The sequence below is a fragment of the Candidatus Poribacteria bacterium genome (assembly GCA_021162805.1).
In the GTDB taxonomy this organism is placed as follows: Bacteria; Poribacteria; WGA-4E; order B28-G17; family B28-G17; genus JAGGXZ01.
Genome location: JAGGXZ010000082.1, coordinates 1 through 9,295 on the forward strand (window position 1 = coordinate 1; position 9,295 = coordinate 9,295).

Sequence of the window (9,295 nt, forward strand, 5' to 3'; positions counted from 1 at the left end):
ACCGTCAGCAGGCGGCTTAACACCCGCCTTAGCCTTGAAGCCCTGTGTGCAGAGGAGGAACGAGGAGAAAGGAACCGGGAACGAGGAGATAAAAATCCTCGTTCCTCGCTCCTAGTTCCTCGTTCCTACTTTGACACGCTTTCGGTCAACTGCTGAGGGGCTCCTGCCGTCATTTTACAGGATGTATTTTACCTCACCTCCCAAGGGATTGGCAAGTAAAGGTAACCGGAGAGTCATAATCATAGCCGCTAGTTCTCCACGTGATCAGAGAGCCGACAGAAGTTTATCCTTTCAACAGCTTCATGATCGCCTCTAAAGCCAAAATATATCCATAAGATCCCAAACCCGATATAACCCCAGTGGCAACAGGGGAGATGTATGAATGATGTCTGAAGGGCTCTCGTTTGAAGACGTTCGATATATGCACCTCGATGGTCGGCAATCCCACGGCGGCGATCGCGTCCCTTATCGCCACGCTCGTATGAGTGTAGGCCGCCGGGTTGATGATGATCCCGTCGGCCCAATCCATCGCCTCGCCTATCGCCGTGACGATCTCCCCTTCATAGTTCGATTGGATTATCCTCAGCTCCACCCCTAACTCCTCCGCCCTGCGACGGAGCTTCTCGTTTATCTCATCCAGCGTCTGAGATCCGTAAACCTCAGGCTCACGCCTTCCCAACAGGTTGAGATTCGGTCCGTGTATCACCAGTATCCTCATCCACGAGCCTCCATGTTGCACTACGTTTTGCTTCTTCTGCCTGCGTCTTGATATATTCCCAGAGACTTATCCCCCTTTCCCTTGCTTCCTCGGAAAGTAATTTCCTCGCTATATGTACTTGCTGTAGTGCAAAATCACCTGGAAATTCCTTTTCAATCTCGTTTTTTATCCTTATGATCTTTTCCATCTTCATATTTTTACCTCTATAGCAGCTCTCCCGGTGCAATTATTTCCACATGTTTCAAGTTTCTCAAGTCTTTTCTATTTCTGCGATGGTAAGCTCAGATATGTAGGTACTATAAGCTCCGATCTTTGAGAAGAACTCCTCAGTCAACGCTTTTCTCTCTGGATTTCTATCATCGAAAAGGGCGGATATCACCGATGTATCCAGATATATTTTCATAACCTTATCCCCTTGCTCATACGCTTATGGGATTTGCGAAGTACGAAGTGTTCTCCATAGCAGCTAGTATCTCCTCCTCCGTCACATCGTCGTATATCTTTGCCCTTCCGATCCCATCGAGGAGGACGAAGTTCAACCTCCCGGCCTTCACCTTCTTATCGTGACGGATGATCTCCAGAAGCCCTCTTAGATCCAGATCGGTCGGCACGCGGGTCGGAAGGCCGATTCGATCAAGCAGACGGTACATCCTCTCCAAATCCTCCTCCCTGAGCTTCCCTCGTCTCAACGAGATGAGCCCTGCGCAGATCATACCGATTGAGACCGCCTCCCCGTGTCTGAACCTCTCATATCCGGTTGCCGTCTCGACGGCATGGCCGATGGTATGCCCGAAGTTCAGGATCGCCCTCAGTCCCCCTTCACGCTCGTCCCGCTCGACCACATCGGCTTTGATCCTGCATGAACGGGCTATCATCTCCTCCATGAAATCCATATCGGGCGAGCTTACCTTTTCGACGTTTTCCTCTATCAGACGAAGGAAACCCTCATCCAGTATCAGACCATGCTTTATCACCTCGGCCATGCCGGAGCGCAAGTCCCTGTCGGAGAGAGTTTTCAACGTCTCAGGATCGATGATCACGGACCTCGGTTGATGGAAGGCTCCGATCAGGTTTTTCGCCTTGGGATGATTGACCGCCACCTTTCCACCAACGCTCGCATCGACCTGGGCAAGGAGCGTGGTGGGCACCTGAACGAAAGGTATCCCACGCATATAGGTTGCGGCGACGAACCCGGTCAGATCCCCTATCATTCCCCCTCCCAACGCCACCAAAGCTGATCGTCTGTCCATCCTGTGATCCAGCATCACCCCATAAAGCCTGGAAGCCTCTTCGAGGGATTTATGTTCATCGCCTGAGGGCACGAGGCAGAGCCAGGGATCGAAGCCGGCCCGTTTCAAACTTCCGATCACCCTCTCCCCGTAGCCGGAGAGCTCCGGGTTGGTGAACACCCCAACCTTTCGTGGCAGATCGATCTGAGCCAGGACTCCTCCCAATTCATCCAGCAGGCCGCTTCCGATATGTATCGTGTAGCTCCTTTCAGCGAGGTTAACGCTGACCGATCTCACGTCTGACCTCTGATCTGTCAAAGCTCTGGTATGTGATTCACCAGCGGTGAGAAACTCAAGCTTACGCAGCCATGAGCTTTAACCCAATGCCAAGGGCAGTTCAAATTGTTCCTTAGTGGCTTCGTTGAATATTAAAAGTTTACCCATATCGGCACGTCGTAGCTGTTGATTGGCATTTAACAGTTCGATCCCATAAATCGTTCCATCCGGAGCTAGGTCTATGTTTAACTCTTCGCTTATCCGTATCGTCTCCACTTCAGCCGTCTTCTCTCCAAAACGGATATAAGCGATATTATAACGAGGATCATACGTAAGCTTCATAACATCGCCTCCTCATTTTTAAGCGTTTAAAAGTAACGCGTAATCACGGTGATCACAACCCACTCGTTATCCTCTCGAACGGTGTAAACCTCAACCTGCTTGGTGTGATAGTGTTTCCCACGCCGTCTGTCCTCAAATGAAAAGTTGCGACGAAAGCCGGTCCGTCCAAATTTGGCCGGAAAGCATTCGCCTTTTTCTATCGTAGCGACTACTTCGTCCTCAGTAGCACCACGTTCCTTCATACGTTCTTTAGCGTGCGGATGAATACGAATTGCCATAACTAAACTCCCAGTTCCTTTCAGCGAGGTTAACGCTGACCGATCTCATATCTGACCTCTGATCGGAAGATCTTCAGGATCTCCTCCGTTATCTCCTCGATCGAACGGCCGGTGGTCTCTATTTGGAAATCGGCCTTGGCATAGAAGGGAGCCCTCCTAGCCAGCAGTTTCCTGATCCTCCCCATCGGATCGGGCGCGTTCAGGAGCGGCCGATGGCTTTCGGATGACACCCTCCTCCAGATCTCCTCCGGCGTTGCATTGAGACAGAAGATGATTCCGTTGCGTCTGAGGTTTTTCAGGTTCTCCTCTCTAAGCACCACGCCTCCGCCGGTCGAGATGACGTGTGCATCCAGCTTCGAGACCCTCTCCACCACCTGGGATTCCACCTCCCTGAAAAAGGGTTCGCCGAACCGGTTGAAGATCTCCGGTATGCTCACGCCGATCTCCTCTTCGATAAGGTCGTCAGTATCTATCAGGGGATATCTCAGGATGTGCGACAGTTTCCGGCCGACGGCCGTCTTACCCGTGCCCATGAATCCCACCAGGATTATGTTGGCCATCTCTCGATCCCCTCGACGTAGGAGTTGAAATTGCGGAGGGTCTCTCTCATACAGTCGCCGCCGAATTTTTCGAGCATCGCATCAGCGAGGATCAGCCCTACCATAGCTTCCCCTACGACGCTCGCCGCCGGGACGGCACAGACATCCGATCGTTCCCTTGACGCCTCGACGGGCGATTTGGTTTCGATGTCCACCGAACGCAACGGACGGGTAAGGGTCGGGATGGGCTTCATGGCGGCCCTCACGACGATCTCCTCGCCGTTGGAGATCCCCCCTTCGATTCCTCCGGCGTTGTTGGTGGATCTGTAAAATCCCCTCTCGGATGAGTAGAATATCTCATCATGCACCGACGAGCCTGGCTTCTCCGCCACCTTGAATCCCGCTCCTATCTCGACCCCTTTTATCGCCGGTATGCTCATCAAAGCCGCGGAGAGCCTGGCGTCGAGCCTGAGATGCCAGTGGGCGTGGCTTCCCAGTCCCACGGGAACTCCCCGTGCGATCACCTCAAAGACCCCGCCGATCGAATCCCCCTTCTCCCGCGCCTCATTGATCCTCCGGATCATTTCACCTTCAACCATCGGATCGGGGCATCTGAGTGGGGATGAATCGACCCTGTCCAAATCAAATCTATCCCTTTCGGCCTTCACATCTCCGATCTGGATGACATACCCCCTGATGGCTATCCCGAACTCCCTCAGGAACTGCTTTGTCAGGGCTCCGACGGCAACCCTCGCGGCGGTCTCACGGGCGCTCGCACGTTCAAGGACATTTCGGAGGTCCTTATGGCCGTATTTGATTCCTCCGGCCAGATCGGCATGACCGGGGCGGGGGCAGGTGACCTTCCTCTCATCGGCGCGATCAGGGGAGAACCGGCTCGGATCGGGCTCCATAACTTGAGCCCAGTTGATCCAGTCTTTATTTGATATCATCATCGATATCGGTGATCCCAGGGTTACCCCGTTCCTGATCCCTGAGATGATCTGTACCGAATCCCTCTCGATCCTCATCCTGCCGCCGCGGCCATATCCCCCTTGCCTTCGCCTCAGGTCGCCGTTTATATCCTCCACATCTATCTTCAGCCCTGCCGGGATACCGACCAGAACGGCTATCAAAGCCCTGCCATGCGATTCACCGGCGGTGAGAAACTCAAGTTTGCGCAGCATGAATTTAAATCCCCAAATTTAATCGGTACGCTCAAATTTCCTCTGAATGTAACAGTATCACCGATAGGAGACTGGAAGCAGGAAGTAGGGGAGACAGGGTGACAAGGGGACAAGGAAAGAGACGTATTGCGTAGGGCGTATTGCGACCGGCATGAGCAAGCTCATAAGCGTGGGAAAACCTGCCTCCTGCTTCCTGTTTCCTGCCTCCTTCCAATTCTGAGAAATAAGCACTTCTGACCTCTCAGATCTCTGCTACACTTAACGATAATATGAGCGAATCGGTATATATAGTATATCCGATACCAGTCGGCCGGTCAACGGTGGGGGATGAGCCGTGAATTGACATCCTCGACGCTAAGGTGTAAAATCTCTATTGGAAGATCCGAAAGTCTCAGATCCATAAGGGGAGGTCGCCATGTTTAAATCATCAATCGTTTTGTCTCTCGCAGGGGTTATGCTTTTCGCCGGGTTATGCTTGGCCTTGGACCCGGACGATCCGGCCCTTGTGGGACTGTGGCTGTGCGATGAGGGGAAGGGAGATGTCGTCAAGGATTCCTCAGGGAACGGCAACGATGGTAGGTTCAACGGGCCGTTTGACTGGACTGACGGGAAATTCGGTAAGGCTGTGTTGTGTAAAGGTAGCGGCAGCATCGACGTCGATGTCTCGGATAGCCTTAACAGCATCACCGATGCGCTTACCATAGCCGGCTGGTTCAGGGTGGATGGGTCCTCTGATACAGGCCCCAGAAGGCAAGAGGCGTATCTGCTGGAGGATCAATCCAACTCCGAGCCGGTTCCGGACGGCTGGTCGTTCAGGATCTGGACCGATAGGGGAATATCGCCTGGGTTCTACGGAACGACGAAGCTGAAACAGGGGCAGTGGTACCACATAGCCGGCGTTTACGATGGTGAGACGATGAAGCTCTACATCGACGGCGTGCCCGAACCAAAGGCTCTTACCAGCGGTGGGGCCGATTGGGACGCCAAATGGAGCGGAAAGATACAGACGCCGGGCAACCCTTTGCAGCTAAAATACGGTCCTGAACCCTATACGGGAGCGATGGACGAGATAGTCCTCTTCTCAAGGGCGCTGAGCGATGACGAGATAAAACAGCTGACCAAGGGATGGGCCAGCGTTCTGGGATTAGAGCCCGGAGCCAACATGTTGCCAATCACATGGGCCAGGATGAAGATCAGATAAGGTGAACGCCTCGAACTTGAAAGGCAAGATAGAGAAAATAGCGAGGATACTGGAGGAACACCAGGGGGTTCCTGAGCTTGACGATCTCGAGGACCCCCTGGATTGTCTCATCAGAACCATACTTTCGCAAAACACGAACGACGTTAACAGCAGCAGGGCATTTATGTCCCTCAAAAGCAGATTCCCGAGATGGGAGGATGTGCTGGAGGCGGATGAAAGTGAGATCGCCTACGCGATAAGATCGGGTGGACTATCAAAGCAGAAAAGCAAGGTCATCAAGGATTTCCTCAGATGGCTTAAAAAGGAGAAAGGCGAGCTTAACCTGGATTTTCTCAGGGACATGGATGATGAGGAAGTTATCTCTCTCCTGACGAAGCATAAGGGGATCGGCCTCAAGACAGCCTATATCGTTTTAGTCTTCGCACTAGGGAGGGATGTCTTCCCGGTGGACACGCATGTATTGAGGATCAGCAAGCGGCTTGGGCTTCTTCCCCGAAAAACCCCGGCTGATAAAGCCCATCGTCTGCTTAACCCCCTCATACCGAAGGGTAAGGGGTTTTCCTTTCACGTAAATCTCATAAGGTTCGGCAGGACGATCTGCACGGCCAGGAATCCTAAATGCCACATCTGTCCTTTAACCGGTCTTTGTGACTGGTATCTCTCAACTCGCTGACACGCCTCCGCATATATGAGACAAACCGCTTCAAAAGGGTATCGTCAAACTGATCCTCACTCCGATCGCCCTTGTAGATCTCCAGCGCCTGGAGGAGGATATTCTGAAATTCACCGGGCAGGCTCAGGATCGCCCAAGAACCGGCCTCCTCCTTCGAGGAGATCCTTCCTTCGAGAAGGTAGAGGTAAACCCTGCATAGGTTCAGGATGCCGTATACGGGATCTTCTCTCATTCTGTCACACGCCCATTGAAGGTCGCTCAGGATGGAAGCTATGTAATCCTCCTCCGGTATCATCGGAAAGACCTTCTCCGGTGGTGGTCCATGGAGAGATATCCCCCTGTTGATGGTGATCGTTATGTGGGCGGCTAAATCTTCGTCCTTAAGCCGTCTATCGTTCCAGTTCCTCCATTCCCCGCTTTGGAGCCCTTCGATATACTGATTCCTCCACTCCTCACTATAGTGGAGATCGAAGGGCGTCGGATACCTCCAAGGGTTGAGCTCGGCCTGACTTAGGAAGCTTATCTCAAGGGGGGAAGGGGAACCGGAGAGACGCAACAGAAGCCGAGCTACCTTTCGCTTTTCCTCAACCTCCATCCCCCGTTTCGTCACGGCGAGTAGATCCACATCGCTCCGTTTCGGGTTGAAGCATCCCATGGCGAGCGATCCGTGTAGATAAAGACCGATAAGGTCACCTTTCAGTATCTTCCGGAGGGCGAAAAGGAGCCGTTCGACCTGATCTCGAACGGCCTCAGGACAATTTTCCCATCCGTACATCTGAGACTCCCATCAGAGGATCAAACAGCCCCGCCTACGATCCTGATCAGGACACCGGCCAGCTTGATCGGATCGTGTCTGATCACCTTCTTTCTGATCACCTCGCCGCCATGGCTTTCCGTTATCTCCATCTCGGTTATCAGATCCTCCTGTATGACCTTTATCCCCTCGAGCCTGGGGCCGTCTATCTCCTCTCTGTAGAGCACCTGAACCTTTGATGGATCGATAAGATCTGAGGTGCTTCTTGAGAGATCGGCTATCTTAGTCGCTATCTCTGTCAACTCCTCCAGCCTACATTCAGGCGAATCGAGGGCGTCTATCGCTTCTTGAGCCTGCGATTTGATCCTGTTGAACTGTTCGACGAGCTCCTCGCGCACGTACTGTCTTATGAGCTCCTCCGATGCTATCCCGCTGTTGACGACGACGTAATCCAGATTTATCGGGGCGTGATCTAGAATCGCCTGAACGTGATCTGAGACGGAATATCCGTCGGTCTCGCCTGGCTCAGCCATGACATTACAGACGTAGATCTTCAAGGCATCCGATCTCCTCAACGCCAAGGCGATCTCGGGCAGGGCGAGATTGGGCATTACGCTGGTATAAAGGCTTCCGGGTCCCATGACGATGGCATCGGCCTCAAGGATAGCGTTCACGGCCTCCCTATACGCCTTACACGGCATGTTCTCATCCCCATTACGCCGTTTGAGGAAAACCCTTCGTATCGGTTCCCTGTTGATCCGATCGGGAATGGAGGATTCTCCCTCAACGACTGAGCCGTCCATAAGCTCAGCGCATAGGATAGTATTGTCCAAGCTGACGGGGAGTATCCTGCCCCTTATGGAGAGAACTCTGGAGGCCAATTCGATCGCCTTCGGGAAATTGCCGCCGTTCATCTGGGTCAGGGCGGTGATCAGAATGTTGCCGAGGCTGTGTCCGCCAAGTGACCCTTCGCTCTCAAACCTGAAACTGAAAAGCTGTGTCATCAGCTCGGACTCGCTCGCAAGGGCGACCATGCAGTTTCGGATATCTCCAGGCGGTAAGATCCCAAATTCATCTATCAATTTACCTGAGCTGCCGCCGTCATCCGCCACCGAGACCACAGCGGCGAGATTATCCAGATCTATAACCTCATGCCCCGGCATCTCCGCGTTTATATATCCCTTGATACCTCTCAACAGGGTCGATAATCCTGTTCCCCCTCCTATACAGACCAACTTTTGACCTTTGATCATCATACCTCACCTCGCTTTTACAGTCATTTGTTGTCATTTATAGTCATTTGTAGCTATTAATTAAGTGACGGTGAAGCCAAATGACCTAATGACTATAAATGACCTATCCCCTGAGCTTCACCTCGATCTCATTTGCTCTCTCCACGCCGTGGAGCGCCGTCACGATTCCCCTGATCACGTTCGACATAACCCGTTGCGTGAACCTGTTGAGCGGCACGCGCCTTCCATCTACAGTGAGCTCAACTTTAGTATCGGAATCATGCTCCGTTTCGATGAGGCGGACGATAGAATCGCAGATCCCTTCAACGTCTGCTTGTAAGGCGTCATCCACCTTCAACATCACCTCCTCCTCTCTCACCTCCTTCTCCGGTTCCCCCACGAGTATCTTCGGAAACCTCTTTTGGGTGAATCCCTCGGCCAGGATCAGATCGAGATCGCCCATGAAACGGCATATCACGTCCCAGATATCATCGGTAGATGGATGCCCGTAATAGGCCATACGATCATCTGAGACGATCAGCACCCCGTCAGCGCCTGCTCGATGGAACCTCCAGCTGTCCTTTCCCTCGATATCGAGATCAAAGCCGTGAGGGGCGTGCTTGACCGCTCCGACCTTGATCCCCCTGGATTTGAGTGCGGCTATTAGCCTTTCCATAAGGGTTGTCTTACCCGAACCACTTCGGCCGATTATGGATATGATGGGTATGGGATTTCTCATTTTATATCGCTCATATTATCGTTTAGAAATTACGCAGCTTTTGAGAAGGCTTGATCCATAAGGGATTCTACCTTCTCAAGGTTGTCTCTTCCCCCATTTGATGAGGATTCAAATAAAGAGTTCCATACCC

The 9,295-nt window shown here is 52.6% G+C and carries 13 protein-coding genes; 2 read left to right on the forward strand and 11 right to left on the reverse strand.

The annotated features are described in order from the left end of the window. Positions 1-283: 283 nt before the first annotated feature. From aroQ to aroC, 8 genes are all read right to left on the reverse strand, one after another. A complete protein-coding gene (gene aroQ, locus J7M22_06605) occupies positions 284-718 on the reverse strand; it encodes a type II 3-dehydroquinate dehydratase (GenBank protein MCD6506280.1) in 435 nt (144 codons plus the stop codon). After that, positions 666-911 (reverse strand): hypothetical protein, encoded by a 246-nt coding sequence (locus tag J7M22_06610; GenBank protein ID MCD6506281.1) that lies wholly within the window; start codon positions 909-911, stop codon positions 666-668. Before J7M22_06610 ends, aroQ begins: the two co-directional genes overlap by 53 nt. Positions 912-968: 57 nt before the next feature. After that, a complete protein-coding gene (locus J7M22_06615) occupies positions 969-1,121 on the reverse strand; it encodes a hypothetical protein (protein MCD6506282.1) in 153 nt (50 codons plus the stop codon). 16 nt (positions 1,122-1,137) lie between these two features. Next, positions 1,138-2,244 carry a 3-dehydroquinate synthase gene (gene aroB, locus J7M22_06620; GenBank protein ID MCD6506283.1) on the reverse strand — a complete coding sequence of 369 codons (1,107 nt, stop codon included), beginning with the start codon at positions 2,242-2,244 and terminating at the stop codon, positions 1,138-1,140. A gap of 78 nt (positions 2,245-2,322) precedes the next feature. Beyond that, a complete protein-coding gene (locus J7M22_06625) occupies positions 2,323-2,565 on the reverse strand; it encodes a DUF2283 domain-containing protein (protein ID MCD6506284.1) in 243 nt (80 codons plus the stop codon). Between the two features lie 26 nt (positions 2,566-2,591). Further along, entirely contained in the window at positions 2,592-2,843 is a 252-nt protein-coding gene (locus tag J7M22_06630) for a DUF4258 domain-containing protein (GenBank protein MCD6506285.1), read from the reverse strand. Positions 2,844-2,872: 29 nt separating this feature from the next. Continuing rightward, positions 2,873-3,403, reverse strand: a complete 531-nt coding sequence (locus tag J7M22_06635) for a shikimate kinase (protein ID MCD6506286.1) — start codon at positions 3,401-3,403, stop codon at positions 2,873-2,875. After that, the gene (aroC, locus tag J7M22_06640) at positions 3,391-4,566 is read right to left on the reverse strand and encodes a chorismate synthase (protein ID MCD6506287.1); all 1,176 of its coding nucleotides are present in this window, start codon (positions 4,564-4,566) and stop codon (positions 3,391-3,393) included. The genes J7M22_06635 and aroC overlap by 13 nt, the downstream gene beginning before the upstream one ends. 415 nt (positions 4,567-4,981) lie before the next feature. On the opposite strand from aroC, the gene J7M22_06645 reads away from it, so the two are divergent. Continuing rightward, positions 4,982-5,767, forward strand: a complete 786-nt coding sequence (locus J7M22_06645) for a LamG domain-containing protein (protein ID MCD6506288.1) — start codon at positions 4,982-4,984, stop codon at positions 5,765-5,767. 1 nt (position 5,768) lies between these two features. Continuing rightward, positions 5,769-6,440 (forward strand): endonuclease III, encoded by a 672-nt coding sequence (locus J7M22_06650; protein MCD6506289.1) that lies wholly within the window; start codon positions 5,769-5,771, stop codon positions 6,438-6,440. On the opposite strand, the gene J7M22_06655 is transcribed toward J7M22_06650, so the two are convergent. The 3 genes from J7M22_06655 to mobB all read right to left on the reverse strand — a co-directional run bounded on the left by J7M22_06655 (position 6,382) and on the right by mobB (position 9,165). Then, a complete protein-coding gene (locus J7M22_06655) occupies positions 6,382-7,215 on the reverse strand; it encodes a DUF4111 domain-containing protein (protein ID MCD6506290.1) in 834 nt (277 codons plus the stop codon). The two genes, J7M22_06650 and J7M22_06655, sit on opposite strands and share 59 nt — an antisense overlap. A gap of 20 nt (positions 7,216-7,235) precedes the next feature. Beyond that, positions 7,236-8,450 (reverse strand): uridine diphosphate-N-acetylglucosamine-binding protein YvcK, encoded by a 1,215-nt coding sequence (yvcK, locus tag J7M22_06660; protein ID MCD6506291.1) that lies wholly within the window; start codon positions 8,448-8,450, stop codon positions 7,236-7,238. A gap of 100 nt (positions 8,451-8,550) precedes the next feature. Beyond that, positions 8,551-9,165, reverse strand: coding sequence for a molybdopterin-guanine dinucleotide biosynthesis protein B (mobB, locus tag J7M22_06665; protein ID MCD6506292.1), 615 nt, complete (start codon positions 9,163-9,165; stop codon positions 8,551-8,553). Between the last annotated feature and the right edge of the window lie 130 nt (positions 9,166-9,295).